Origin of the sequence: Cohnella baijiui (assembly GCF_020731285.1) — a bacterium.
In the GTDB taxonomy this organism is placed as follows: Bacteria; Bacillota; Bacilli; order Paenibacillales; family Paenibacillaceae; genus Cohnella.
Genome location: NZ_JAJFOW010000003.1, coordinates 195,365 through 221,982, shown reverse-complemented (window position 1 = coordinate 221,982; position 26,618 = coordinate 195,365). Strand labels below are relative to the sequence as shown.

The 26,618-nt window shown below is 51.4% G+C and carries 26 protein-coding genes, 1 pseudogene and 1 riboswitch; of the genes and pseudogenes, 8 read left to right on the top strand and 19 right to left on the bottom strand.

What is annotated here, in order from left to right; translation table 11 throughout:
• Nucleotides 1-245: 245 nt before the first annotated feature.
• Complete coding sequence (locus LKX83_RS04595) at nucleotides 246-1,187, bottom strand: tyrosine-type recombinase/integrase (RefSeq protein WP_227880981.1); 942 nt, start codon at nucleotides 1,185-1,187, stop codon at nucleotides 246-248.
• Between the two features lie 109 nt (nucleotides 1,188-1,296).
• On the opposite strand from LKX83_RS04595, the gene LKX83_RS04590 reads away from it, so the two are divergent.
• Both LKX83_RS04590 and LKX83_RS04585 read left to right on the top strand, forming a co-directional pair.
• Nucleotides 1,297-1,881 (top strand): HD-GYP domain-containing protein, encoded by a 585-nt coding sequence (locus LKX83_RS04590; protein ID WP_227880980.1) that lies wholly within the window; start codon nucleotides 1,297-1,299, stop codon nucleotides 1,879-1,881.
• A gap of 27 nt (nucleotides 1,882-1,908) precedes the next feature.
• Nucleotides 1,909-3,024 (top strand): HD-GYP domain-containing protein, encoded by a 1,116-nt coding sequence (locus tag LKX83_RS04585; protein ID WP_227880979.1) that lies wholly within the window; start codon nucleotides 1,909-1,911, stop codon nucleotides 3,022-3,024.
• Between the two features lie 77 nt (nucleotides 3,025-3,101).
• A riboswitch (cyclic di-GMP riboswitch) is annotated at nucleotides 3,102-3,187 on the bottom strand.
• 254 nt (nucleotides 3,188-3,441) lie between these two features.
• Here the strand turns inward: LKX83_RS04585 and LKX83_RS04580 are convergent.
• Together LKX83_RS04580 and LKX83_RS04575 are read right to left on the bottom strand one after the other, a co-directional pair.
• Complete coding sequence (locus tag LKX83_RS04580; protein ID WP_227881124.1) at nucleotides 3,442-4,323, bottom strand: RNA polymerase sigma-70 factor; 882 nt, start codon at nucleotides 4,321-4,323, stop codon at nucleotides 3,442-3,444.
• A 194-nt stretch (nucleotides 4,324-4,517) separates the two neighbouring features.
• Nucleotides 4,518-5,285, bottom strand: coding sequence for an SDR family oxidoreductase (locus LKX83_RS04575; RefSeq protein ID WP_227880978.1), 768 nt, complete (start codon nucleotides 5,283-5,285; stop codon nucleotides 4,518-4,520).
• Between the two features lie 230 nt (nucleotides 5,286-5,515).
• On the opposite strand from LKX83_RS04575, the gene LKX83_RS04570 reads away from it, so the two are divergent.
• The 4 genes from LKX83_RS04570 (at nucleotide 5,516) to LKX83_RS04555 (ending at nucleotide 8,955) form a co-directional block, all read left to right on the top strand.
• Complete coding sequence (locus LKX83_RS04570) at nucleotides 5,516-6,187, top strand: response regulator transcription factor (RefSeq protein WP_370639022.1); 672 nt, start codon at nucleotides 5,516-5,518, stop codon at nucleotides 6,185-6,187.
• Nucleotides 6,184-7,164 (top strand): sensor histidine kinase, encoded by a 981-nt coding sequence (locus tag LKX83_RS04565; protein WP_227880976.1) that lies wholly within the window; start codon nucleotides 6,184-6,186, stop codon nucleotides 7,162-7,164. Before LKX83_RS04570 ends, LKX83_RS04565 begins: the two co-directional genes overlap by 4 nt.
• An 80-nt stretch (nucleotides 7,165-7,244) precedes the next feature.
• Entirely contained in the window at nucleotides 7,245-8,177 is a 933-nt protein-coding gene (locus LKX83_RS04560; RefSeq protein ID WP_227881123.1) for an ABC transporter ATP-binding protein, read from the top strand.
• Nucleotides 8,170-8,955 carry an ABC transporter permease gene (locus LKX83_RS04555; RefSeq protein WP_227880975.1) on the top strand — a complete coding sequence of 262 codons (786 nt, stop codon included), beginning with the start codon at nucleotides 8,170-8,172 and terminating at the stop codon, nucleotides 8,953-8,955. The genes LKX83_RS04560 and LKX83_RS04555 overlap by 8 nt, the downstream gene beginning before the upstream one ends.
• A 276-nt stretch (nucleotides 8,956-9,231) precedes the next feature.
• On the opposite strand, the gene LKX83_RS04550 is transcribed toward LKX83_RS04555, so the two are convergent.
• Entirely contained in the window at nucleotides 9,232-9,468 is a 237-nt protein-coding gene (locus LKX83_RS04550; protein ID WP_227880974.1) for a hypothetical protein, read from the bottom strand.
• A gap of 72 nt (nucleotides 9,469-9,540) precedes the next feature.
• Here LKX83_RS04550 and LKX83_RS04545 point away from each other — a divergent pair, with 72 nt between their 5' ends.
• Entirely contained in the window at nucleotides 9,541-9,801 is a 261-nt protein-coding gene (locus tag LKX83_RS04545) for a hypothetical protein (protein WP_227880973.1), read from the top strand.
• Nucleotides 9,802-10,064: 263 nt separating this feature from the next.
• Here the strand turns inward: LKX83_RS04545 and LKX83_RS34235 are convergent.
• The 15 genes and pseudogenes from LKX83_RS34235 to LKX83_RS04470 form a co-directional block, all read right to left on the bottom strand.
• Nucleotides 10,065-10,151 (bottom strand): annotated as a pseudogene (locus tag LKX83_RS34235) (hypothetical protein); the annotation flags it as partial.
• Between the two features lie 302 nt (nucleotides 10,152-10,453).
• Nucleotides 10,454-11,197: a glucosamine-6-phosphate deaminase gene (gene nagB / locus LKX83_RS04535; RefSeq protein ID WP_227880972.1), complete on the bottom strand. Its 744-nt coding sequence runs from the start codon at nucleotides 11,195-11,197 to the stop codon at nucleotides 10,454-10,456.
• Nucleotides 11,198-11,232: 35 nt separating this feature from the next.
• Entirely contained in the window at nucleotides 11,233-12,210 is a 978-nt protein-coding gene (locus LKX83_RS04530; protein WP_227880971.1) for a carbohydrate kinase family protein, read from the bottom strand.
• Nucleotides 12,211-12,238: 28 nt separating this feature from the next.
• Nucleotides 12,239-13,537, bottom strand: a complete 1,299-nt coding sequence (locus tag LKX83_RS04525; protein ID WP_227880970.1) for a multi antimicrobial extrusion protein MatE — start codon at nucleotides 13,535-13,537, stop codon at nucleotides 12,239-12,241.
• A 19-nt stretch (nucleotides 13,538-13,556) separates the two neighbouring features.
• Complete coding sequence (locus LKX83_RS04520; RefSeq protein WP_227880969.1) at nucleotides 13,557-14,597, bottom strand: phosphotransferase enzyme family protein; 1,041 nt, start codon at nucleotides 14,595-14,597, stop codon at nucleotides 13,557-13,559.
• A complete protein-coding gene (locus tag LKX83_RS04515; RefSeq protein ID WP_227880968.1) occupies nucleotides 14,594-15,697 on the bottom strand; it encodes a Gfo/Idh/MocA family protein in 1,104 nt (367 codons plus the stop codon). The genes LKX83_RS04520 and LKX83_RS04515 overlap by 4 nt, the downstream gene beginning before the upstream one ends.
• Nucleotides 15,694-16,857 (bottom strand): MFS transporter, encoded by a 1,164-nt coding sequence (locus tag LKX83_RS04510; protein ID WP_227880967.1) that lies wholly within the window; start codon nucleotides 16,855-16,857, stop codon nucleotides 15,694-15,696. The genes LKX83_RS04515 and LKX83_RS04510 overlap by 4 nt, the downstream gene beginning before the upstream one ends.
• Before the next feature lie 7 nt (nucleotides 16,858-16,864).
• A complete protein-coding gene (locus LKX83_RS04505) occupies nucleotides 16,865-17,632 on the bottom strand; it encodes a TIM barrel protein (protein ID WP_227880966.1) in 768 nt (255 codons plus the stop codon).
• A 33-nt stretch (nucleotides 17,633-17,665) separates the two neighbouring features.
• Nucleotides 17,666-18,721 carry a zinc-dependent alcohol dehydrogenase gene (locus tag LKX83_RS04500; RefSeq protein WP_227880965.1) on the bottom strand — a complete coding sequence of 352 codons (1,056 nt, stop codon included), beginning with the start codon at nucleotides 18,719-18,721 and terminating at the stop codon, nucleotides 17,666-17,668.
• A 77-nt stretch (nucleotides 18,722-18,798) separates the two neighbouring features.
• Nucleotides 18,799-20,151, bottom strand: a complete 1,353-nt coding sequence (locus LKX83_RS04495) for an extracellular solute-binding protein (RefSeq protein ID WP_227880964.1) — start codon at nucleotides 20,149-20,151, stop codon at nucleotides 18,799-18,801.
• 135 nt (nucleotides 20,152-20,286) lie between these two features.
• Complete coding sequence (locus LKX83_RS04490; RefSeq protein WP_227880963.1) at nucleotides 20,287-21,144, bottom strand: carbohydrate ABC transporter permease; 858 nt, start codon at nucleotides 21,142-21,144, stop codon at nucleotides 20,287-20,289.
• 31 nt (nucleotides 21,145-21,175) lie between these two features.
• Complete coding sequence (locus tag LKX83_RS04485) at nucleotides 21,176-22,087, bottom strand: carbohydrate ABC transporter permease (protein WP_227880962.1); 912 nt, start codon at nucleotides 22,085-22,087, stop codon at nucleotides 21,176-21,178.
• A gap of 15 nt (nucleotides 22,088-22,102) precedes the next feature.
• Complete coding sequence (locus LKX83_RS04480; RefSeq protein ID WP_227880961.1) at nucleotides 22,103-23,107, bottom strand: LacI family DNA-binding transcriptional regulator; 1,005 nt, start codon at nucleotides 23,105-23,107, stop codon at nucleotides 22,103-22,105.
• Nucleotides 23,108-23,262: 155 nt separating this feature from the next.
• A complete protein-coding gene (gene rsgA / locus LKX83_RS04475; protein ID WP_227880960.1) occupies nucleotides 23,263-24,339 on the bottom strand; it encodes a ribosome small subunit-dependent GTPase A in 1,077 nt (358 codons plus the stop codon).
• Nucleotides 24,336-25,181, bottom strand: a complete 846-nt coding sequence (locus LKX83_RS04470; RefSeq protein ID WP_227880959.1) for an AraC family transcriptional regulator — start codon at nucleotides 25,179-25,181, stop codon at nucleotides 24,336-24,338. The genes rsgA and LKX83_RS04470 overlap by 4 nt, the downstream gene beginning before the upstream one ends.
• Nucleotides 25,182-25,315: 134 nt before the next feature.
• On the opposite strand from LKX83_RS04470, the gene melA reads away from it, so the two are divergent.
• Entirely contained in the window at nucleotides 25,316-26,614 is a 1,299-nt protein-coding gene (gene melA, locus LKX83_RS04465) for an alpha-glucosidase/alpha-galactosidase (protein ID WP_227880958.1), read from the top strand.
• The last annotated feature ends 4 nt before the right edge of the window (nucleotides 26,615-26,618 follow it).

Below are 26,618 nucleotides of genomic sequence, written 5' to 3'. Positions count from 1 at the left end.
CTGAATTATATCAAAAAAGAAACCCCAGAAACTTCTGGAGTTTGATTGCAGGCATGCGACCTTCAGTCTCTCAGAGCACACGCGCAAAAGCCAGCGGAGTGTCCGCTGGCTTCTGCGCCGTCGTATGAGCCGATGTATGAACAACGGCGAATAGGGTATGATAATCATGTCGAACAATAGTGATTGTTCGACATTTTCTGTTTAATTATCCCTGCTTTGTTACTCATTATAAACGACCTAACCCTTCATAACAATACATGTTTCAGCACATTATGCACGCTCTCGGCCACAAAATCCGGCGCGGTCTTCTTCATCAACTCGACCGTATGCAAGTAGCGCTGGGTCGTATTGATTTGTACGTGACCAAGCGTCTGCTGCACCTGTTGAAGCGATGCCCCATTCAGAAGCGCCAGGGTGGCATTCGTATGACGCAGCCAATGGGGCGTCACCGGTTTGGCAATTCCGCATTCTTTGCTCGTCCGGCTGACAATGCGCTCTACTTGGCGAATCGTAATCGGAAAAATACGGCTATGCGGATGGATATGCGCCACATCCCCTTGCAGCCATTGCCGGGTGGAAGGGTCGTTATGGAGTCTCCATAGCGCCTCCGGTATTTTCACCTGCCTCGTCCTCCCTCCTTTACCGTTTGCGACGGTTAACCACGCACCGCTTTCCAATGGATCCGTAACAAAATCGCTCCATTTCATCTGCACAAGCTCCGACACCCTTAGTCCCAGTATGACCATATAAAGAACCATCATCCACTCCCGGATGTTCTTGGAGCTCAAGTGGGTCAACAATTTGGCAAGCTCGCGTTGCGTCAGAAAATGATGTCCGCTCGTCACCTGAACCTTGGGCAAGCGGATGGACGAGGCGGGATTATGCGCGAACAAGGCGATATTGGCGTCACTCCCCCATCTGTAAAACGAGCGCAGCGGAGCGATCAAGCTGGCGATCGTCGAAGCGGTGAGCGGTCTTCTTGAAGAAGTTCCCCGCAATAAGGATGTTTTGTACCGCTCCAGATCGTGCCAGGTCGCATCGCTCAGCGGGGTTGTCCCAATGAACGATCGAAAAAGGCGAAGCGCCCGTTCGTAATTGCGAATCGTATTCGGGCGATGATATCCGGCCAGAAAGCTCTGGATCATCTGCTCCTCGTCCATGCCGACCGCATTGCGTTCCGCATTCATGAATGGTTGGCTCCTTTCTACTTCCTAACTTCGCACAATCACTATTGTTCGACCTCGCTTGTCAGAGCGGCTCTGCCACGATGTATAGAAGGAAAGGGGGGCTTTGCAGATGCCGAGCTTGATTCGTTCGGAACTGAAAGCTCTGGGACTGCGGAAGGATCCTGCCACTTTCTCGCATAGCGTGCGGGTAGGCATGTTTGCGCAAGCAGCGGCTCGAAAACTTGGAATGTCCGAAGACGAGAAACGAAGGTTTACCGCTGCCTGCGGCTTTCACGATATCGGAAAACTGCTCGTTCCTCATGACCTGCTCGTCAAACGGCTTCCGCTCGACGAGGCGGAACGGGCGCGGATTCGGGAGCATCCGCTTCTCGGCGAGCGATTGATTCGCCAACTTGGCTGGCGGGATCCGAGAATGATTGCAACCGTGCGATCTCATCACGAGCGTTGGGATGGAAAGGGGTATCCGGACGGACTGCGAGGCGAGCGAATTCCGCCATGGGCGCGCATGTGCGCCGTCTTCGACGCCTTCGACGCCATGGTTCAGATCCGCTCCTACAACCGGGTCAAGACGGTGGCAGAGGCGGCGGACGAGCTTAGAGGGCAAAGCGGAATTCAATTTGACAAAACCTGCGTAGAGCTGTTCCTCTCTATTCCCGAAATTACGATTCAAAAAATTCAGCGTTATCGTTCATAACGCGGGACTAAAGGCAGGATGAGATCCATGAAACCAACAGCCACCTACACGCTCCGTCCGGGACAAACGCTGGCCCAGCCGGTGCTGAACAAAAACGGGATGGTCATGCTGGGCGCCGGAACGCAGCTAACCGACAAGTATATTGAACGATTGCGGACGCTTGGCATTACGGACATCTTTGTCGAGGAAGACACCCCGCGCCGGTCTCAAGGAACCGAATTCCCGGCCGTCCCGGCCGCGCAGGAGAGACCGGTCCGGAAAAGAAGTGCTACCGCCTCCAAGAAAGCGGTCGACGAGGCGTTCGACGAGCTGATCAACAATCCGTTTATCGGTCAGCAGCTATCCGTCCCGATGCTCGGAGATCGATTCTTGCGCATTTACCAGAGCCTGCTGGGAGAATTGTCCGATCATCGGTTCATGAAGGACAGACTGACCTTGCTTCATCTCAAGGACCCCTTGCTGTTCGAGCATACGCTGAATGTCGCCACCTTATCGGCCATGATCGGTTTCGCCAAGCAATATGCCATCGAACCTCTCCACGATCTGATCATCTCGGCTCTGCTGTTCGACGTCGGCATGATCCATCTCCCGGATGAGTTGCTGACCAAGAAGGGCAGATTGACGGAGTATGACCGCGGGCTCATCGAACGTCATACGAACGAAGGCTACCAGATGCTCGCACATCGGACCGACATCCCAGGCGCGGCCGCGTTATGCGCCCTGCAACATCACGAGAGGTATGACGGCTCCGGCTACCCGTCGGGAATCGGAAACTCCCGAATACATGAGTTCGCCCAGATCATTGCGCTTGCCGATACTTACGACGCTCTCGTCTCCCGACGGCATCATCGCAGCTCCTACACGCGAAGGGACGCGATCGAGTTTCTGCTCGGCTCAGGGGACCGCATGTTCGATCTGTCGCTCGTCAAACTGTTTATCAGCCATATCTCCATCTACCCGATTGGAAGCCGCGTCATCCTCAATAGCGGACAAACCGCAGTCATTGCCTCTGTCGACTCCTCCCTGGTTCAACGTCCCGTTGTCAAGATTATCCTTGAAAAAGACGGAAGCCCTGTCGTCATCCCGTACGAGATCGATCTGAGAGTACAGTACGATCTGGTCATCGTAGATACGGCCTTGTAACAAAAAAAGACCGTTCCGAAATGAGGAACGGTCTTAATCGTGTTGTTCATAGGCAAGCTGCGGAAGATCCGGTCATTTTCGGCGGCTCAGCTACCCTGGGATTGATCCTGTAGGCCTGAAGCTTTGCGTCCCCGTCTTTCGAGCGGGTTTGCCCTTATCGATATGGTACACGGTCAAACACACGATCATTATACCTATAAAGCACTTCCTGTTCAATACTTTGGTAGGAAGACTTTGGTTGGATAATCGTGAATCTTGATTCAGTATTTGATTCAAAGTTCTTGACTATGACGTTAGGTCATAGTGCATAATTCTCACTATAAATAACTAGGAGTGAGAGATATGAATATCAAATCACTGCGCTCAGATCATATTTATCAAAAAGTTGCCCAAGCTTCGCCCGAGGAAAAGCTTGAATTATTCAGAAACGAGTTGTGTCAATTTATCCGGGTTTGCAACAAAGTAGAGATTAGTGAAGTGTCCATCCCGAACCTTGAATGAAATAACAGCCCACGTTTTTTCGTCCATATATACAACGATCCCAGGCAGGCCATTAACCATGGCGATACGGCAAGTAAAACTCCCATGCCATTTTTCCAGAAAACTCGATATACTGTGGGAAATTCGAATGTAGCCATAAAGGGGTTGCGTAAGTGCCTTTACTTTCCCACCCCCGTCTGTGAGTAGTACCGCATCGGTCGATAGGTGTTTCATGATTTGGGCCGCGTCACCCGAAGTCAGCGCAGACATGAATTGTTCCACCAAGCTGGTTGTTTTCTCCGTATCCAAGCGGCCCAAATGATCCGGAACATCATTTACGCTAAGACTCCGTTTAGCTCTATGAAATATTTGCCGGCAGTTCGCACTGCTCTTGCCAACGATGTGGGCAATCTCTTCATAATCGTACTGCATCGCCTCGCGCAGCAAGAAAACGGCTCGCTCCACATAAGATAATTGCTGGAACAACAGCAAGTAAGCGGTCGATACCGATTCCTTCTGCAAGTAGGATTGCATCGGATCCGTTTCATCACTCGCTGTTGTGATGAGCGGTTCAGGCAGCCAGGTCCCCATATAAACTTCCCGCTGTTTGCTCGTAGAACGAAGCCGTTCGAGACAGCGGTTCGTTACGATTTTGCACAGGTACGCTTTCAAATTTTGAATGTGGTCGGAACCAGATTTATATAAGGTTAAAAAGGCTTCCTGGACAATATCTTCCGCATCCATGACACTACCCAGCATACGGTAAGCCAGGGAGAACAATAGCGGTTTGTATACGGAATATATGTGCTCCGTCTTCATATTTTCCAAGATGACAGTCCCCTCTTTCTTCCTGTCACTCACACTAATATGGTTTCCCGCCCAATCGAACATCCCTTCCTTCGCTATTTATTCATTCATAAACTTACGCGCGACACACTGAACCATCGCTTAATTAGAAGGGATCGACGAGATTCGTGCCCGACGATCCCTTCGATTATGCATTCAAGACTATATCACCACGGAAGTAGGCCGTCTTCGTTGGAGAACGTGCCTGTCGGACCGTTCTCGTCGAGGAGCGCGAGGCGCACGGGCTCACGTGCGGCCTGTTGAACGGTGCGCGTGCCCGCGAAGCCATTGATGTCCGTCGCAGTGAAGCCCGGGCACGCAGCGTTGACCTTGATGCCTGTCGACTCAAGATCCAAGGCGAAGGCGAGCGTGATTGCGTTTAGGGCAGTCTTCGACGGGCAGTAAACGGCGTCGATCATCCCGCGCAACGGATTGGTCGGGTTCGAGTTGATCGTCAGCGAGGCACCGGCGCTCGATATGTTGACGATGCGTGCTGCCGGCGCTTCACGAAGGAGTGGTAGCATCGCTTGAGTGACGGCAATGACGCCGAACACGTTCGTCTCGAACACCGCGCGCACCTCGTCGAGAGATGCGACGCTCGCTCGGCCCGACATCGCAATTTCCTGGAGCGGCCTGTCCGCCTTTCCCGCATGCGCGATGCCCGCGTTATTCACGAGCACGTCGAGACGACCGAACTCGTTCCGAATGCGCTCTGCCGCTGCGGCGATGGAGTCCTGATCCGTGACGTCGAGTTGGAGGGCTCGGGCATCCGCTCCAACGCTCTTCGCGGCGCTCTCCCCATACTCAAGGTTACGCGACCCGACGAGCACGGTGAAGCCGTGCGCGACGAGATCCTTCGCAATTTGAAGACCAATTCCTTTGTTGGCCCCGGTGACCAGGGCGACTGGTGTTTCCTGCCTTGTAATCTGTTTCATCGGCCATACCTTCCTTCACTGTTTAGTCTTTCATAAACTAAGATGGGGAACGCAGGGGATCTGTGACATGATTCGTTAATTTTATTCGTTCATTTTTTTGGTTCTTAGGAGGATTCGTAGGCCCTTCTATCCCGAACCGGTCCGATGGTAAGATGATAGGGAGCGGACTAGAGCTAAGCTCCATAGCGGGAGCTTGCCGTCCGCCAATTCCGGGAACGAAGGTGATGCCGTTGAACCGCCGAATCTTGTATATCGAGGACGACCTGGAGATCGGAAGCTGGGTGTCGGAGGACCTCCAACAGCGCGGCTACGAAGTAAGCTGGCTTCGAAGCGGCGAAGGAGCGGACAAGGAGCTCTCCCGCTGCGACCTCGTCATCCTCGACGTCATGCTGCCCGGCTTGGACGGCTTCACGATCGGACAAAGGCTGAAGCGTGCGGCGCCGCACATCCCCATCTTGATGCTGTCCGCCCGAACGGACGTAGACGACAAGCTGACCGGGCTGAAGTTCGCGGACGACTACGTCACCAAGCCGTTTCATGCCGACGAATTGGCTGCGCGGGTGGAAGTGCTGCTCCGAAGAGGACGGAAAAACGGCCATTCGGTTGAGCTTGGCCATATCGTCGTCAACTTTTCCGACAATACCGTCGTCGATGGGCGAACCGGCGAGGAAGTGCCGCTCACCGGCAAACAGCATACGATCCTCATGTATTTCCTGCGCCATCCCAATCAGATATTGATGAAAGAGCAGATCTACGAGGCGGTCTGGGGAGAACCCTGCCTCGAAGGCGACAAAACGCTCATGGTCCACATCCGCCGGCTGAGGGAGAAGATCGAGAAGGATCCGGCAGCCCCGGAAATCATCGAGACCGTTCGCGGCCTCGGCTACAGGGTTAAACAATGAAGACGAGAAAATCGATATTGAACCAGTACTTGCTCCTTCATTTCCTGGCCGCTACGCTTCTCCCCGTATGTTTCTTGCTCACGACCATCGGCGTTTTCCCGTCCAGCGCTCCGTCCGATTCCTCCGGTTCCCAACAGAATGCGCTGAGCATGATCGTCTTCGTGCTCGTCATCTTTGTAGCGATGTCCTGGATTTTTTTCGGCAACGTCCGCAAACGGCTGAGGCGCCTGCAGGAATCGATGGCCAGCCCGTCCGACGATGGCCTTCCTCTTCCGATCCGGACCGGAAGACGGGACGAGATCGGACAGCTGGAAGAATCGTTCAACCGAATGGTCCGAGAGCTGGCGGAGAGCCGGCAGCGGGAACGGGAAGAAGAACGGCTGCGCAGGCAGCTGATCGCAAGCCTTTCTCACGATTTGCGAACGCCGCTGACCGCCATTCGAGGCCATGCGAGCCGTATGAACAAGGAGCCGCTCACCCCTGCGGCGCGGGATTCGGCCGCTTCGATCGATCATAAGATCAGCTTCCTCAGTCAGCTTGTCGATAACCTCCTCTCCTATTCGCTGCTGACGTCGGGAAAATATCCTTATCGTCCGGAACGGACGGACATCGCTCGCCTGGTCCGGCGTTCGTTCGTCGACTGGTATCCGGTGTTCGAAAGCATGGGGTTCCAGATCGAGCTGGATTTGCCGGAAACGCCGCTGCATTGGGAAGTCGATCCGGCTTGGCTCGAACGGATGCTGGACAACTGCTATCAGAACGTGAACCGCCACGCTCAATCAGGCAAGTATATCGCAGTCGCCGTGAAGCCGGACCGGATCGAGATCCGCGACCGCGGACCCGGGCTCGCCGGCGACTCGGACGGGAAAGGGGCCGGGATCGGACTGGAGATCGCCGCGTATATGGCTCGGGAAATGAAGCTTCGGTGGGAAGTCGTTTCCGGAGAGGATGGAACGCGGGTCGCGATTCAAAAGTAAACGAAATTTAAACGAAGCGCTAACGAATTGTTACCCCCGGCCAGCTATGATGGTTGTCGGGGGTGATTCGCGTGGACAAAATGGACGAGCCGGAGTTCGTCCTGCGAACGAAAGGATTGACCAAGCGGTATAAGGAGCAGACCGCGCTGCGGGATGTCGACCTGTCGATCCGTAGAGGCAGCATCTATGGGTTCATCGGACAGAACGGGGCGGGAAAATCCACGCTTATGAAGATCGTTGCCGGCTTGGCCTCGCCGACGTCCGGCACGGTCGAGCTGTTCGGGAAGAGCGGCGAAGAGGACGTCGTTCGAGCGAGAGCCCGCATCGGCATGACGATCGAGAGCCCGGCTTTGTTCCCGTATATGACCGCTTACGAGAACATGGAAGTGCGGCGTCGGCAGAAAGGGATCCGCGACCGGACGGCGATCGATCGGACGCTGGCGATCGTCGGCCTGCAAGACGCCGGCCGGAAGCTTGCGAGAGAATTTTCTCTCGGCATGAAGCAGCGCCTGGATCTGGCGATCGCCCTGCTCGGAGAGCCGGAGCTTCTCATTCTCGACGAGCCGACGAACGGGCTCGATCCGATGAGCGTGGTCGAGATGAGAGATCTGCTCCGACGGTTGAACGGAGAATCGGGGATGACCGTTCTCATCTCGAGCCACATTCTGAGCGAGCTTCACTTGCTCGCCACTCATTACGGCATCATTCACCGGGGCAGGCTGTTGGAGCAGCTGACGGCGCAAGAGCTCGGCGACAAATGCCGGCAGCATCTGCACATCAAAGTGGACGACCCGGTGCGGGCGGCGGAAGTGATCGCGCGGGAGCTGGGGACAACCGACTTTGAAGCGCCCGAGGACGGCTCCATCCGGCTGTTCCGTTATGCGGAGGAGCCGATCCGGGTTTCGTCCGTGCTTGCCGCCGCGGGACTCGGCATCGAGCGGTTCAATCCGACGGGGGAGTCGCTGGAAAGCTATTTCGTTCGGCGGATCGGAGGTGCTGCCGCCGATGAATAATCTGCTGAGCGCCGAATGGTACAAGCTGCGGAAGAACGGAGCCTATAGCCTCATCTGCAGCTGCATTGCGGTCATGTCCGTCCTCTTTCTGACCGTATCTTACTTAAGCACTCCGAAGATCGAAGGATACCGGATCGGCCATACGGCCGTCGAACTGTACGTCAACTCGCTGACCCTGAATTCGTTCCTGATGAAGCTCTATCTCGGCATTCTCGCCGGTTTCTTCATCTCCGCGGAATACGCGGCCGGCGTGCTGAAGCGGACCGTATCCGTCGGACAGGGCCGAAGACAGATCTACCTGTCCAAGCTTGGCATGTTCTCGTTCGGGATCGTGCTGGCCTCCCTCATCGCCCCGCTGATCACGGCGGCTGCCGGGGGCGTCATGTCCGCGTCCGGCCTGCTGACCGGGCTTGGCCATCCCGGGAACGTGCCGGCCGCCGCTTATCTGCTGCGGACGCTCGGCTTCACCGTCCTGTTCGCGGCCGCGCTCGCTTCCGTCGCCGCCTTTATCGCCGTAGCGCTGGCCGACAGCGGCAAAACGATCGGGGTCGCACTTCTCTTCTTCCTGTTCATCGACCAGGTGCTGATGGCGCTCGCGCAGCGATACGCGATTTTCGAGAAGGTGTACGACCTTTCGCCATTCAAGCTGCTCGCGCAAACCGCCGAATTCCATCTGAATGGCGGCGACTGGCTGACGTGCCTTTTCGCGCCGATGGCGGCAATTGTCGTGTTCACGCTGCTGGGCATTTCCGTATTCCAGGCGAAAGAAATTCAATAACGGCGGCAGATGCTGCAGAAAAGAGGCGGAAGATGAAAAGACGGATCTGGATCGCCATCGGCGTCGTCGTGGTTGCGGCCGCGATACTCTTGGTTCTCATGCCGAATCCGTTCTGATAATCGGGGAGACCCCCTGATAAGAACCGGTTAAGGAAGAATGCCCGTCTGCGCAGCCGGCAGCGGGCATTCCTCACGAGACGCCTGCCGAGCAAATTCGATAACATTACTTTCATTAATAAGAATGGCAATCGCAATATTCGTATCCAATAGATACCCTTTACTCTTTATCCCAGACCTCACGTGATTTGTTTATTTCTTCAAGAAGTTCTTTGCCACGTTCAGGTGTCAAGGTGCCGGCTGCCTCCAAAAGATCATCAATCGAGTAATCTTCCTCTCGAGCCTCCACTGTCTGCTTCTCGAGGTCAATCAATACACGAGAATGATTGATGTTGAGTTTTCGAAGGATGGATTTTATTGCACTCGCAGCTTGTTGATCCATTTTTTTAGGGATCATTTTTATCCCTCCAAGGTACGGTATAATTGGTTATATAAACTTGAACGGAAATTTCTAAAGGATGTGATTACAATGCAATGGCAAGAAGTTCGCACAATTTATCCAGATCAATACGTTTTGCTTGAAATTCTCAACTCCCATACCGAAGATAACATGCAATACGTTGATGAAGTTGCTCTAGTACGGGCCATTCAAGACCCTTCCGAGGCAACCAAAGAGCTTTTAAGATGTAAGGACAATAATATCGTCTACCACACAGGTCAAGAATCAATCGCTATTGAACTGAGAAAGCACCCCAGGGCAATCTTTGACGATAGATCATTTAGTGATTGATACTGGCGCGGCGCATTCTCTAATCTCTTCCGACATCGTGGCGCAAATCGGGGTTCACTTTGAGAATGGCGACAAGCTAGTACGCAGCTTTGGAATCGGTGGGGGGCCTCATCGGTCTGTATATCCTTAAAAGTGGTAATATGGTCATCGACCTTCGGATGGAAATGTATCCTATAACCCCGAATTGCGATTAAAATAGGGAGAGCCGACCCTCTGGCATATGAATGCCCGGAGGGTCGGCTCCTTTACTTGATGCGAACCTTTTATTTCACGAAAAATGTGGCGTCTTGCTGATCCGTAGCGTTGTTGATGGAAGTGATGTACAACAGTCCGTTCATGTGTCTCATGTATTGTCCCGGAAATTAGGACTCGAACGATCTTGACACTGAGATGCCGATAAAATGAAAAACCCGCAACGCAATTTAGGTGGGCCTTAATCGGTACATGCTCTTGTCATACGGCATCGACCGAGTTCTCTCTATGGCTCGAGTCGCATTTTACGCGGTGAGATATTCTTCACGCGTATTTATGCTGCGCGTTCCATTCCTTTCGGGCTAGCAGCCGGAATTCTGCCGTATTGGCCTGGGGGCAGTTGCTTTTGTATTCCTGGTGCAACTGAAGCAGATCGGCAGTCGGCTCAAACAACTATGAATCAAGCAATCACCAATCTTCTTGGAAGTAGCATTGCGGATTCGGTATCCAAAAAAAACGTCACATCAGGATGAATCTGCAAAAACGATGCTGGTAGTTTGGTCGTGATTGGACCCATTATGGTTTGTTGTACTATATGGGCTTTTTCTCTCCCCATTGCGATCACAATAATTTTCTTGGCTTTTAAAATGCTAGCCATGCCTACTGTCATGGCATGAGTAGGCACTTCCTCTCGGGAGTTGAAGTGTTTTGCATTAGCAGACCTGGTTTCTTCCTTCAGGCGAACCATATGTGTTACAGCTATGAGACTATCCCCTGGTTCATTAAATCCGATATGTCCATTCAGTCCAATGCCAAGCAATTGCCAATCAATGCCGCCAGCTTTGCGAATAAGTTCTTCATATCGCTCGCACTCCTCGTCCGGATTCTCCGCCTCCCCGTTCGGAATGTGAGTGTTACTAATCTCGATATTAATTCTATTAAAGAAATGCTTTTCCATAAACTTGCGGTAACTTTGTTCATGATCACCAGACAGTCCTACATATTCGTCCAGGTTGAATGAAGTAATCCGCTTGAAATTTACATTACCTTCTAAATATTCCTTCACTATTTCATTATAAAGCATGATTGGCGAAGTCCCTGTCGCTAAGCCGAGCACCGAATCAGGTTTCTTGTCTATTTGCGCAATCAGACTATGCGACGCAGCTTTAGCAATTCCTTCAGCGTTAGATACATATATTCTCAATCTCTCCCTCCTCCAGCACTTGTTATAGGAAAAACTTAGGCTGTTTCATTGCTTGACGTCGCCTTCAAGAACTGCTCAACTTCCCTTTCCCCTGGCAATCCAGGAGAACTTTTATCGATAGATAACCCAGCAAAAGTGCAAGCAAACTGCAGACACTTCAGTACCGGATAGCCTTTGTTCCATAGTGCATGAAGAAATGCGGCATTAAAGAGATCGCCTGCTCCTACTGTACTTTCCGTTTCAACAGGGAGTGCAGTGACGCTCTGCAAGTCTTCATTCGAAAAGGCAACTGCTCCTCTCTTCCCTTGTTTTATTATGATCAAAGGGTCGGATTGGCCTTTGCCTTCAGATACCATGAATTTTTTAAGCAAATTAACGCCTTCGACGACATTTCCCTCACCAGTGATCGCCAATAATTCGTCTTCATTCATGAAAATGGCGTTGCAGCATCTTATTACTTCGATCACGTCGTTTTTTAACCGCCAACTTTCATCAGACCATATCAGATCAACGGCGACCCAGCGCCCTTCGTGTTGCCACGATTTAATCTTTTCGATTATGATTGATTTTCGGACCCGTGGCGGCAGGCACCAACCTGATAAAAATACAATTTTCCCCGGAGGCAATGGATAATTCATTATCAATACTTCCATTAGTTCCAGCACTCCCGGGTAAGTCAGAAACAAGCGCTCCCCGTCTTTTCGGATGCAGGCATATGTTTGGCTTGTCCCTCCCCCGTCCTCTTTCTGAATGATTAATCCGTCCGAAAGCAGATTATTTTTCACAATCTGCTTTCGGATAAACCGGCCTTCTTCATCCTCGCCAATCATGCAATGAAAGATAAATTTCCCTTTTAGAGCGGCGATACCGATTGCCATATTTCCGATATTTCCGCCAAGTTTTCTCCAGGGCTCGGAAATAATCGTCTCCTGTCCCCACTCGGGAAAACGATCTACTTGGGGGAGCATGATATCCACGGTAAGATCGCCAACTCCAACTATTGTTTCAGGCAAGCCGATCATTCCTTTCAGATCAATTTGTCTACATGCGTTGTCGTATTTGCGGCGATCCTCTTACCACCTTTCGATTTAGCCGAATGAGTAGAATAGCTGAACTAAGCTCGGCGGCCACACCAAGTGATTGCGCTATTGCTCCGATCATCCCGTTCCAATGTGGCACGATCCCGATGCAAACGATCAAAGTTGCAACTGTCATCACAACGTTTGCAGTTTGCGAAACAACCATGTATCGGGTGTTATTGTTCAGAAGTAGCAGCCCGTTGCAAAAGTCGAGCCAGGGAAAAACGAGTGCCAAAATCAAGTAGACTCGTAGTACCTTAATGCTTTCATTCAGTAGCTGATCCTGGATTCCCATCAGCGAAGTCATGACCCAGGTTCCCATGTCTGTAAAAGAAAGAACGGCAATCAACAGACAGGGCATCGGTGTCAGCAAAGCAACGAACCGAAACACCTTACGCCTGTTCAGTCGGTAAAATTGCAAGACAATCTGATGAATGTACGAGAAAAAGCTGTTTACAAGCATGATGAGGCTATAGGCGACGGCGAACGAGGCAATTGAGAGCTCCAAGTTTGTCGTTTTCCCCAGAATTAGATTAATCGACGGCAGAATGACGACGGCGATGAAAGAGGAAAACATGAGTGGCCGATAAAACCGGAACACCTGACGCCTGTTTTCCACCGGATGCTCTTCACGTTTCCGAGGTAGTCGGCGGACGATTCGTATCCCCTCCGTCAGGGCGACGACACTCTCCACCGCCATGCCCGTCAGGAAGATGATAGCCCCGGCAACCGCCGTCACCTGTCCCGTTCGGATGAAATATAACGACAGTCCGTACATCGCGGCCAGGCGGATGATCATGCCGAAAGTGAGCCACTTCGTTCGCAGGTTCGTAATGATCACGCCATGGTAAAGACAGCGCACTCCCGAGAAAAAGGCGACTAATATGAGCAGCCTAAACACAGAAACAACCGGCTTCAGCAGATGCTCCTCGATTCCGAATCCGTAAATGAATATCCACGTGCCCAGCTGAGTAAAGCCGATTAGCGTACCGGCGATCAAGGTTGCAGCCAGCACGTATACCGCGATTTGCGACATTGCCTTGAATGATAAGCGGTCACGTACGAGCGCAGAGCACGTTTGCCTAAACAACAGCACCGGCCCTTCGATGATATCGAGCAGGCTCATCGCAATCGCATAGCTTGCGATGGCTGCCGCTGGCGCGATCGAACGGGACAGTGTGCTGTTGATGATGACGTGCGACAGCGTCATCATGCTGGCGGACAGAGCAAGCGGAATGTAGAACAGGAATAACTTTCGCAACCGAAGCGGCTGCGTCCCTTCAGGCATAAATCTCGTGGCCGACGTATCGGCCGTGTTTCAGGAACGCCCCTACCTGAGGGATGATTCCCTTCACCCGGTCGATCCCCCAGCTCATCACTTGCTCGTTTTCGGAACTCAGAATGAAATTGACAATGACCATATCCCTCATGACGAGGAAAACGCCGAGCGATTCGTCCCAGTCCGGCGGTAATGCACGTACCGACGTGTAACCCTTCAAATAAGCTTCCTTGAGTGTTGAATATTTGGGCAGATCGTTTTGCAGCATACGGTAAAGGGACGACAGCATCGTGGCCACGTCGAGTAAATAGTAGCTCCACCCGCAATCATCGAAATCGATCACCCGCACACTACCCTCATGCACAAGCACATTTCCCCGGTGAAGATCGGAGTGAATAAGCCCGTACCGAGACCGATCTTTTCCCTGATTCTTAAGGGCATCTCGAATGCGATCGCCGGCTTGCGCGAAAATGTCCGTTTCGTCGGAAGTCAGATGCCGTCCCGCCTTGTCGCTAGCGAACACGGAATCGGCCCCGAACAAACGCTCCCAGCCCCAGTCAGGTCGAACAAATTTGCCAGCAGGCGCAAAGCTCTCCGCATGATTATGAAGCTTCGCGGTCACCTGCCCCATCTGCTCTACAAGTGTCGGCGTTAACTTTTTGTTTGGCAACGAGCCCGGAATCCATCGGAACAAAACGCACACGCGTGGCTTAACCCCCCACCGGCTATCGGAAACGATGACAAGCGGTTGACCGTCGCTCGTTGCAACAGGCTGCGGAACAATAACATCGGTTTCCCGATTTAATGCGTTCAGCCACGTGATCTCTGACATCTGCTCGACTTCCGAATAACCGTCGGGAGCGCTGATTCGTAAAATGTATGATTCTCCACCGGTTTCGGTCAATTTAAACACAGCATTATCCTCATACTGCAACAAAGATATCGATTCTGGTTCCACGGGATAGCGCTTTGCTACCTCCTGTGCCAGCTTCCGTAATTTGTTGATTTGCACCCTATGTGACAACTGCTCAAATGATTTCAAATCGTAACCTCCTCTTCATTGTTCCCAAGCCACAGATCGATCGGTTTATTTACTTTCGGCGCGAACGGCAGCATCACTTTCCGGCCGGTCCGGGCGGATTCGTAGGCTGCATAAATGACTTCCAATACGGCGCGGCCGTCTTCACCTGTAACTTTAGGCTGTCCACCATTGCGTACGCAGTCGATGAAATGCTTCAACTCATGAGGATAACCTTGGTTGAATACTTCCTCGTGAATTGTAAATGTCCAGCCCTGGGTCGTGTCCGCCTTTTCCATCGCATAACCGTAACCGTTTTTGCTGTAGGTCAGCGCTGAATTGCCCATAAACAAATCAGCATAACAAACTCCTTCTTTGCCGTACACTTCGATTTTATCCTCCATACCACCATGCTTGGCCCAACTGTCGTCCGATATGCATGTCACGCCTTCGCCGAATTCGATGATGACGATCGAGTTGTCTTCCGCCCGGGTTTTGTCCCCATGCAGCACGGTGGACATGGTCGCATAGACGCTTCTGATGTCCGGATTGCCACCAAGCATCCAGCGAAACCAGGCGATCGCGTGGCAGCCCAAATCCATCAGCACCCCACCACCGGCTAGGTCAATGTCCCAAAACCAGCCGCTGTGTGGACCCGAATGTTTCTCGCATTTTCGCATCATATAGATATCGCCAATTGCGCCCTCCTGAACTAGGGAACGCACCCTCTCAAATTTCGGAGCGAAGGCCAGCTCTTCGGCGTACATCAGCAGTCGGCCATTCCGCCTGCTGGCCGCGATCATTTCGTCAGCTTCTTCTAAGGTGACAGCCAGCGGCTTTTCTACGATAACGTGCTTGCCGGCATTCGCCGCTTTAATCGCCGCTTCGGCGTGCAGAAAATTGGGCAAGCATATGTCCACAACTTCACAATCAGTTTCTTCGAGCAATTTGTTTAGATCCGTGTACCAAGCAGGGATGCCATGCTTCATGGCGAATGCCTCTGCATTGGCCATATTCCGGGAAAAAACTGCGACAATTTCGGCTTCGGGAACGAAACGATCGTAAGATTCCATATGGATGTCCGCAATAAATCCGGTACCAAGTAACGCCACTTTCGTTTTCATTTCGTACCGCTCCTTTTTTGTTTTTCTATCAATCGAACCGCCAAAAACGAGGCTGCGGCGGCGAAAGCGAGGACAGCACCAGACCCGTACATAGCTTGGCCGCCGCCCATCTCGTAAATCCGCCCTCCCGCCGCACCACCCACAAGCCCTGCAATTCCGAGGAAAGCGGCAGACAGTAAGGATTGACCAAGCGTCCCGAATTCAGCAGGCACAACTCGTGTTGCATATTGAACAGCCAACAGCCAGAAAGCTGCAAAAGTAATGGCATGAGTCCATTGCAGACTGATTATGGTTGAAACGTGAGGAAAAATTGCATACAGTCCCCATCTTACTCCATACAGAATGGCTACAAAGCCCATCAGAGTCAGCTCGTTCCGATTGCGCAAATATCGGGCCAAAAAGCCAAACGTAATCATTTCCGAACAACTGGCTGCCGCCGCCGCCCATCCGATCGTGCGGCCACCAGCTCCTAGATCGTGCAAATAAATGCCGAGCATCGCATCGTTCATGCGGTGCGGAATCGCCAGCAGCACGACCATGAACAGAAACAGCGCGAATTGCTTCCCAACAGCTAGCCGAATCCCAATCCCGGTAGAAGGACGTAGGGGCGAGACTACACGGATTTCCTTCAAAAAAGCGAGGAACAGTAGCGGCGGCAGCCAGGAAATCCAAAACAAGCGCGGAAATTGCCCGATGCCGCCCGCCCATGCCAGCACCGCGCCGGTCAGCAAAGAAAAACAGACGACGCCGGCCGATCCCCACATTCGTATAGGACCGTACGCTTCTCCCCACTGTTTCGCGTAATGTATCGCCATGCTGTCCAGCAGGGGAGTCGCGGGAATCATGAAAAAATGAAGCATCAGGGTGAACAGGAAGCCGTATCCGTAACCTTCGGTCGTAAACAAAAAGTAGCTGGAAGTTGCCGTCAGCAACCATAACAGCAAAATAAGCGTTCGAATTCGGCCAAACTTATCGCTCATATACCCCCAAACCGGCTGAGCTAGCACTGCCGCGAACGGCCCCGCCATCATCATCAGTCCGATTTGCGCCGCTCCGTAACCCCGGTGGGCGAAATACAGCGGCAAATACGTTAGAGTGATTCCCTGTATGCCGTAAAACCCCCAGAAAACGCCTTTCAACAAAAACCGCTGAACGTTCATTTGCGATTTATTGGCCGCTTATCGTTTCCCGGTTCAACCATCTTCGCAGCCCTTCGACAGGATTGTCCAAGGGCCTATATTCCAGTCCGAACCAACCTTCATAACCGGCTTTCATGATAGCATCGAATATATAGCCATAGTCGATCTCGCTCTTATCCAGTTCATGATGGCCGGGTACTCCCGCGGCGTGAATATGGCCAATTTTGTCTAGGTTGGGCAGCATCGCTGCTAGCAGATTGCCCTCCGTAATCTGCTGATGATAAATATCGTATAATACTTTGACATATGGACTTCCAACTTCCTCGACGATCCGGAATGCTTCCTCCGCACTGTAAAGGTAATAATTCGGGAACGTCACCTTCCGGTTAATCGGCTCGATCCATATGGAAATCCCCGCCTGTTCCAGATAAGGCAGACACGCCTTCAAGCCGTCGACCAAACTCTTATGCTGCGCCTCTCTCGGAACTCCCGGAATCTCGTCTCCGACCTGCGTAATCAAGCTTTGACAATCCAGCCTCCGGGCTACTTCAATCGTTTCCCGTAATCCTTCTACATACTGCTCTCTCTTGGTAGCGTCTACCAGACTAATAAAGCGGGTACAAAACGCCAAGATGCGGATTCCGAACTTGTTCTTGAGCGCGATAATCTCGTTCCAGTCTTTGTTCCACCATGCCCAAAATTCAATCGTGTCGAGCCCGGCTTCTTTCACCTGCTGCATGCTTTCCTCTATGGACCGTTTAGCGAAAACATCATCGATGCAAACGGAATACTTCATGAAAACACCTGTCCTTTTCCAAATAAATAATGTTCAATAAGTCAACGCGATTTGAATGACCGTTTCCGGACGTTGATCGATCGTCTCGTATGCCAGCGCGATATCATCGAAACGTATTTTATGAGTAATTAGGTTTTCCAAACGAAGCTTTTCGAGCAATTCCAAGCCTTGATCTCGTTTCCGCTCGCTGTTCCACATATGGTTGATAGACGGACTCGTGCGCGCGGTGTGCGAGGAACGGATCCGGATCCGGTTATGGTGGAACTCCTCGGACAATTCTAGCGCAGTACCGGGTCCCTGGTACCAGCCAAGCGCTGTCACCGTCGTATCAGGTGCAGCGATTCGAATAGCCTCGTTCAGCGCTCTATGATTGCCGGTTACCTCTATGACTACGTCAGCACCCTTGTTGCGTGTCCGCTGTCTAATCTCATAGGCGGTATCCTGCCGGTGTGTAGCGTTGAACACGGCATCAATGCCGTTTTCCAAGGCAGCGTTAAGCCGGCTATCGTGCAGATCGATGCCGATGACCTGTCCGGCACCAGACAACTTCGCCAGTTGAGCCACAAGCTGTCCGAGCACACCCAAGCCGGAGACTACGACTGTGTCTCCCAATTTGATTTCTGAATCCAGAATGCCGTTATAAGCCGTCATGAGCAGGTTAAAGAAAATGCCGGATTCTGGTTTTACCGAATTCGGCAACCGCACAACGTCTTCGCCCCGTCGGATGACTTGCGACTGATGCGGGGAATGGGAGTACACGATATCCCCCGGTTGCAAATTTTTGACCTGTCGTCCGATTTCGGTAATTTTACCTACGTTTGCGTACCCCATATACCATACGCCCGGATCAGAACTTTTGACGGGATACGTCCACACTTCCGTCTGTCCCGCCGGAACGAACAGCCTCGTAGCGGGATCGAATTTCCGGTTAAAAAATGGAGCCACCCCACGATAAATGTTCATTTCCGTGCCATGGCTGATACCGGAAATGATCGTTTCAATCCGCACATCCTGTTCGCCGATTTCCCCGATGTCTTGGATCTCTTTCACGATCAACGTCTTCGGAGCCGTATATTCAAAAATCTTCATGATTGCCCTCCATCCGGGCTGCTTGTTCACCGGAGCCTGACGCTTGAGTGGCTGCCGGCGAACAGGCACCCTTTTGTTTATTTATTGCTGGCAAGTATCGTCTGCACGCTTTTGAAGGCTGTTTGGACTTCGTCCTTTACGGACCGTCCGGCCATTATATTGGTCGTCATACGCCCGATCGGGCCGCTCGGAAATGCGCTGATTTGGCTCCAGCTCGGGATCGGCTGATCCAGCAGCGTCGTGCGCTTGCTCTGCTCCACGAACGCGCTAAGCCAAGGGTCATCGGTAAAGTAGGGATCCGCCATCACTTCAAGGTTGGAATTCAGCATCGCCAGCTTCTTCGAAACTTCGAGCTGAGCCTCCTTGGACGTAAAAAACTTAATCCATTTTTTGGCCGCTTCAATGTTTTTGGATGACTTCATGACCGATACCATCTGCGCCGAGTGGATACTTGAAGGGCCTTGCCCGGATTTGCTCGGCAAGACAGATGCTTGATACTTGCCCTCCATCTGCGGTGCCAGTTCCTTCTGCATTGACTTCAGTACGGAAGTCGCCCCGAGCATGATGGAAGCTTTGCCCGACAGGAAGTCGTTGTACGAATCGTAGCTCGGATCAATCACGTTTTTGGTCGTCACTTTGTATTTGTAAACGGAGTCCTGCATGAATTGCAGCGATTCCATGCCTTCGGGAGAGTCGAAGGTTGCTTTCGAATATGCATCATCGAACATTTTCCCGCCAGCCTGGGCAAGTACAGTTGCCCACGTCTGGTCGAACCGGCCGCTGTCGACGCCCCAAATCATGCCCGAGCGGGTGATGTTGCCGGCAGCGTCCGTCTTCGTCAGCCTTTTCGCATCCGCAAGCAGTTCATCCCATGTCGTCGGCGGCTCTTTGATCCCTGCCTCCGCAAAGTGATCTGTATTGTACACCATGACTCGAGTATCGAAGCCCCACGGAATGGCGTAAAAGTCGTCGCCGACCTTGACGTCCGATAACGAAGCCGGAATGAACTTATCTACGCCGATATCCTTTGCCACGTCATTGATTTGCAACGGACCAAACTTTTCTCCGCCTATCTTCACGAAAGATTGGAGGAAAAAAAGATCGGCTACGTCGGGGGCATCTCCGCCCGTACTCGCCAGTGTGTACTTGGTCAGTGCCTGTCCCCAGTCGACCAGTTCGTACTTGGCCGTGATGCCGGTTTCGGCTTTGAATTTCTTCGTCAAATCGTCCATCAGTTCGGTCATGATGCCCGGGTCTTCGCTGTATTTCTGAATCCATACTGTAATTTCCCCGCCGCCTCCGGAGCCACTGCTATTCGGGCTACCGCTGATGTCCGCATTTTCCTTCGAAGACGAACCGCAGCCGAACAGAACGAGCGAAAGGATGAGGACAATTGCCAAACAAAGCGCTGCTTTACCGTTTTTCCGCATTTTCTCTAACCTCCCAAAAGGTATATTCTCCACATCGACGAAGTTTATCGACCGCCGTCCGTTGCCGATTTCGTCACCTCCCTTCCCTCGGCGATTTTAGATGTGGTGTCGTTTTCATACTTAACAAAAAAGAATTTATCCTTTCACGGCGCCAGCCGTCAAACCGTTCACCAAATGCTTTTGCGCAATACCGAAAACGATAAGGGAAGGAATAGTTGCGATAACAGCAGTTGCCATGTACAAAGAAATGGCGGGCGTGACCCCTGTTTTGCCGATATAATCGTACATCCCAACGGATAGCGGCTTGTAACCGGACTTTGTCAAAATAATCGAAGCCCACATGAACTCGTTCCACGCAAGGATGAACGAAAAGATAGCGGTCGCCACAATGCCTGGCAGTGAAATTGGCAGTGCGATTCGAAAAAAAATGCCCAGTTTATTGCAGCCGTCGATCGTTGCGCTCTCCTCTAGCGACACAGGAATGGCCGATGCCAGGTACCCCCGTAACATAAGTGTGCAGAACGGAACAGCCCAAATGCTGTAGGCGAGCACGATGCCAATCACGGTGTTATTTAGCCCCATGTTGTACATCATGAAGTAAAATGGGATAATCGTTAGCGTGCCTGGAACGAGCTGTGAAGTCAAGAAAGCCATTATGCTGAGTTTTCGCAACTTAAACCTGAACCGGCTGAGACTGTATGCGGCAAAGCCGGAAAGTACGACGCATAGCGCTGTCGACAGAGCTGCGTACAGAAGTGAATTTTTCAAATAGATAAATAAAGGGATCGTTGTCCAGATTTTTACGTAGTTCACGACCTCCATCGCAGTCGGCCACCAGTTAGGAGGCGTACGCAAAATATCTTCCGGAGGTTTGACCGAAGTGACGAACATCCAATAAAACGGAAACAGAACGATGACGCTTACTGCAGTCAGGATGGCGTAATGCTTCACAAGCTGCCATTTTGTTGATGGAAAGCCGTGACTGACTCTCATGGTGCTCCCCCCCGTTGCTATTGTCATTTGATTAATCGAATTGCTCCTTGCCGGTTGTTTTGATGTACGCGATCGACGGGATTAGCACAATCAGGAACATGATGACGCTAATCGTCGCCGCAGAGCTGTATTTAAAATTTAGGAAGCCTTCGCTATACACCTTTACCGCGAGCAGGTTGGTCATATCGAGTGGACCGCCCCTTGTAAGCAGAAATCCAGTGTTGAAGTCGTTGAATTGCCAAATGCTTTGCAAAAGCAATGTGATGCCCATGACCGGCATAATGAGGGGGATTGTAATCGCGAAAAATTTGCGCTTGTTTCCTGCTCCATCGACGGTCGCCGCTTCGTAGATGTCGGAAGAAATGTTTTGCATGGCAGCCAGAAACATGACCATCATAAACGGAAATATGCTCCATACGTTTACGAGAATCATAAATAACATCGGTAGATTGACTGGTCCAAATCCCCATTCGATATTGCCTAAAAATGAAATCGGTTTCTTAATTAGGTGCAGCTGTAGCAGTAATCCGTTAATGGGACTGAAGTTCTCACTTAAAATAAATTTCCACACCGAAGCCGCCACGACAGGCGGGGTCACCCAAGGGATTAAAAACAAGGTTCGAAAAAAACCGCGTCCCCAATATGGTTTGTTTAGTAAATGCGAAATGTAGAGCGAGAACGGGCATGCGACAGCAATGGACACGATGGAAAAGAACAATGTATTTCCGATTAATTTGATCAGAGAACCGTTTTGGAAAAAATCGGTGTAATTGCGAAATCCAATGAATTGCCCAGCGTTGTTAAGAAGCTCGATGTTAAAAAACGACATCCATACCGAGCGCACACTGGGGTAAACAATGAACACTAGGATACACAGCAGGGCCGGTAGAAGGAACCAATAGGCGGCGTATCGGTCCCATAAAGACGCTTTGAACGCTTTCATGCTTCTTCCCCTTTCTTAGATACCAATTCGTTTCACCGTGCCTCTGTCGACAAAGGTAGCGTTCATCGTTAATGTCTTAAACGCAGCATCAACATTTTTACACCGGTCGATAATGATCTGCACACTCGCCCGACCCATTTCTTCGATCGGAATCGATACGGTTGACAATGGTGGTGATAGCTTATCTGCATAAGTATTGTCGAATCCGACGATCGAGATGTCGTCGGGCACGCGAAGTTTCCGCTCATACAGCAACTGAAGCGCTCCGACCGCGAACATATCGCTGGCGATAAATACTGCAGTCGGCATGTGTTCTCCGTCAAGCAACTCCCTCATCAAATGGTATCCGGACATCGGATCGTAATCTTTTGCGAACTTGATCCACTGGTCCTTCGGTTCGATTCCAGCATCCTTCATCGCCTGCAAATAACCTTCATGCCGCTGACTTTCCACATAGCTTGCGGATGTTTGCTTGCCAATATATCCGATGTCTTTATGGCCGGCATCGAGAATTTTGCGAGTCGCGTTATAAGAAGCCGGTACGTAATCGATCAGGATACGGTCAACATCTTGCAGATTCATCGACCGCTCCACCATCACAACCGGGATGCCCAAGCCGATGGCCTTCTTCACATTCTCTCGGGACACCGGGCTGGTGAAAATAATGCCATCGACCATACGGCTTTTCAGCTCCTGAATAAACTCCCACTCTCGCTTCTCGTCGGAGTAGCTGTACAGTGTAAGGATCTGAGTGCCGCGGGAGTATGCTTCCTCGTCCACTCCGCGTGAAATCCGCGCCATGTATGGATTCGGATACGGGCTGGGTAAAATATGGCCGATCATACCGGTAGATTGGTTTTTTAGCCCCCGTGCGATTTTATTGGGCACGTAATTCAACTCGTCCAACACCTTTTGAACTAGCTCCCTCTTTTCCTTTGACACGTAGCCACTATTGTGCAGCACCCGGGAAACCGTGGCCGGCGATACGTTGGCCTGTTTGGCGATATCCTTGATTTGCAAACTCATCATCCACCTTGTATGAATTCGTTTTCACATATCGATAACATAATTTAATGGCATTTATGTGATTACGTTTTCATATTATCGAAATGCCAAGGTCGTGTCAATAAGAAACAAAAACACATAAGAAACAAAAACACAGCTCTCAAAAATGTTCATTTTCGTTTTCTGCTATGCTTTCGAATCTCCTTCAAGTTCCGTGAATGCGCCTTGGAGAGCTGCCATTTATCGAACAAATAGCCTGATTTGCTTTCAGAGAAGGCCGCTTCCTTTTGGAACTGCAAATACTTTTTAAACCTATCGTTGGACAACTCACCGCTCCGAATGGCTGCCTGCACAGCACATCCTGGTTCTTGGCGATGTTGACAGTCTTTATATTTGCACCTGATAAGCAACTGCTCTACATCATCGAATCGATGCGCCACCGATTCTGCGGCATCCACAAGCCCTATCTCACGGATGCCGGGAGTGTCCATATATAAGCCTCCGCTCGGCAGTATGATGATCTCGCGATGCACGGTCGTATGGCGGCCTTTATCGTCGTCCGCGCGAATTTCACTGGTTTCCATTCTTTGATCCCCGAATAGTGCATTCACCAGACTTGATTTTCCAACTCCAGACGAACCAAGAGCCACCACTGTTTTTCCTTTTTCGAAATATGGCAGCAGCCATTCAAGTCCTTTTCTTTGCGCCGAGCTAACCGCGTAGACGGGGATATCAGCGGCGATTGCTCGGCAAATGGCTACCCGGCCTTCTACATCGTCGCACAAGTCGGCCTTTGTCAACACAATAGCCCGTTCAGCCCGGCTTTCTTCTGCCATAATCAGAAAGCGCTCGAGCCGGGAAAGGTTGAAATCTTTGTTTAACGACATACAAATGAACACGGTATCAAAATTGCTGGCCAAAATTTGCAAGCCGCTACTATTCCAATTATCTTTGCGGTAAAACATCGTTTTGCGTGGCAGAAGCCCGTGGATCATCGCCCGATCGTTGGACTCTGGTATTTGTACTTTCACAAAATCGCCTACCGCCGGATAACCGCCTTGTTCCCCGAGTTCATATTGATATTTCCCGGTCACTTGGGCGATATATTCGCCAAACTCGGTTACGATACGGTAACCGCCCTTATGCTGTGCGATAACCCTTCCCGGCACGAATTCCTCCATGTCGATAGTGGGCAACTCCGCCGCAAAACGTTCATAACCATAGTCGCCGAGAGTCGATTTGCTCATCGAATAGCTGACTCCTTTCGATATTGGGTGGGAGGAACGCCATACCACTTTTTAAATTGCTTAGAAAAATAAAACGGATCGGAAATTCCGACCGAAGCAGCGATTTGCTCAACAGTTAGCCGCTGCTGCTTGAGCAATATTTTCGCTCGTTCCAAACGAATTTTCGTTAAAAATCGTGTCGGAGGCATCCCGGTGCGTTGTTTAAACATTTTAGACAAGTACGTTCGATCGTAGCCGAGGGAATGCGAAATTTGTTCCATCGAGATCGGCTGAGAATAATGCACGGTCAGCCACCTAATCGTACTAGCGACCTGCTGCTCGATCAAGCTTGTTCTGCCCATTTCTTCTTTCGCTGGATTCACGTCGTCCATGGCAAAATGGGCAAGCAACATCCGCATCAGCCCACCGATATGGAGGTCCATTCCGGGCTCAGCCACCGATAAAGACCTTTCGATCTTGCGCAGCAGCACCGCAGCTCGCTTGGAACTATTGGGTCGGGCGATTGGTTGCTGCGGCGACAAACGGAGCGTTGCCAATATCCTTTCTGCGCCGTCACCGTAAAAACCGATCCAGCGGTAGTGCCAGGGATCCTTTTCGTCCGCCATATAGCGGATCAGCTCTCCAGGAAATATGAAGAAGCTTTCCCCTTCCCTAAGCTCGTATTTTTGCCCCATGCATAGGAATTGTCCCTTGCCGGACAACACAAGATGCATCAAATAATAATCGCGAACTTGCGGCCCGACATTATGTCTTGGAAGAGTTTTTTCGCTCCCACAGAACAGCACGACAAGCTCCCCTTTTCCCGGACAAGGGTGAAAAGATATCGAATAAGGCCGATTCATATTGGGTTTAAGACCTCCTTAAATGGCGCCTTGCACCATCTCGCATTCTTCCAGCCAAATCACGCATTTCACCATGCAGTTTTGAAATGCGTCCAATTATACTGACATTGCAATATCATTGAGGAGGGTTTACGATGCCAAAAATTGCTTTTATCGGAGCCGGAAGCACCGTTTTTGCAAAAAACGTGCTGGGTGACTGCATGCTGACGGATGCGCTTCAGGACTTCGAGCTCGCTCTGCACGACATCGATCCGGTAAGGCTAAGGGATTCAGAAAGCATGTTAAACAATTTGAAGTCAACCACAAGCAGCGGCTGCCGAATCACATCTTATGCCGACCGAAAAGAGGCGCTGCGCGGAGCCAAGTACGTCATTAATGCCATCAATGTAGGAGGCTACGATCCTTGCACGATCACGGATTTCGAGGTTCCCAAGAGGTTCGGACTGCGCCAGACGATCGCCGACACGGTCGGGATCGGCGGCATTTTCCGCAGTCTGCGCACCATCCCCGTTCTGATGGACATCGCACGGGACATTCGGGAAGTTTGTCCAGAAGCTTGGTTTTTCAACTACAGCAATCCGATGGCCGTGTTGACCAACGTCATGAACGTCGATGGCGGCGTCCGAACGGTCGGTTTGTGCCACAGCGTACAAGTATGCATCCGCGATTTGTTCCGGACGCTGGGCATAGCTGCCGAAGGTGTGCAGAGCAAAATCGCTGGCATTAACCATATGGCGTGGTTGCTCGAAGTGACGAAGGACGGCGTCGACTTATACCCCGAAATTAAACGACTGGCTGCCCAAAAACAACTGGAAGAACACGACGATAAAGTCAGATTCGAGCTGATGCTGCGGTTCGGCTATTACGTGACGGAATCGTCCGAGCATAACGCCGAATATCATCCCTACTTCATCAAGAGGAGCTATCCGGAGTTGATCGAACGATACCGCATTCCGCTGGACGAGTACCCCCGACGGTGTCTCAGGCAAATTGATCGCTGGAAGACGATGCGGACGGAGCTCGTCGAAAATCGCAACATTCAGCACACCCGTTCGTACGAATATGCCTCTTTCATCATGGAAGCAATGGAAACGGGCCGTCCGTTTCAAATCGGCGGCAACGTCATGAATACTGGACTTATTACGAATCTGCCGAAAGAAGCATGCGTCGAGGTTCCTTGTCTGGTCGACCAAAACGGCGTTTCCCCGACTTACGTAGGTGATCTGCCACCGCAGCTTGCTGCGCTGAACCGAACGAACATCAACACCCAGCTGTTGACGATCGAAGCGGCTCGCACGGGCAAGAAAGAGCATATTTACCATGCTGCGCTGTTGGACCCGCACACTTCGGCCGAGTTGTCAATCGACGATACTGTCGCGCTATGCGATGCGTTGATCGAAGCGCACGGAGATTGGTTGCCCCCGTTTCATTGATCTG